This window comes from Streptomyces sp. NRRL B-1140 (assembly GCF_001280065.1).
Lineage (GTDB): Bacteria > Actinomycetota > Actinomycetes > Streptomycetales > Streptomycetaceae > Streptomyces.
In genome coordinates this window covers 1-370 of sequence record NZ_LGEA01000016.1, presented here as the reverse complement: position 1 = coordinate 370, position 370 = coordinate 1, and the positions used below count along the sequence as shown (strand labels likewise).

Here is a 370-nt window from a genome sequence, read left to right as displayed (position 1 = left end):
GACCGGTTGACGGGCACGATCCAGAACGACGTGCTGAAGGAGTACATCGCCCGGGGCACGTACATCTTCCCGCCCAAGCCGTCGCTGCGGCTGACCGCGGACATCTTCCAGTACTGCAAGGCCGAGATCCCCAGGTGGAACACGATCTCGATCTCCGTCTACCACATGGCCGAGGCGGGTGCCTCGCCCGCGCAGGAGATCGCGTTCACCCTCGCGGACGGCATCGAGTACGTGCGCACGGCGGTCGCGGCCGGGATGGACGTCGACGACTTCGCGCCCCGCCTGTCGTTCTTCTTCGTCGCCCGCACGACGATCCTGGAGGAGGTGGCCAAGTTCCGTGCGGCGCGCCGGATCTGGGCCCGGGTGATGC

Annotated in this window: 1 protein-coding gene; it reads left to right on the top strand. The window is 67.6% G+C overall.

The window, feature by feature from the left end; genetic code table 11:
• Positions 1-370: methylmalonyl-CoA mutase family protein (locus ADK65_RS04075; RefSeq protein ID WP_234352786.1), on the top strand; the 370-nt coding region annotated here is incomplete at both ends.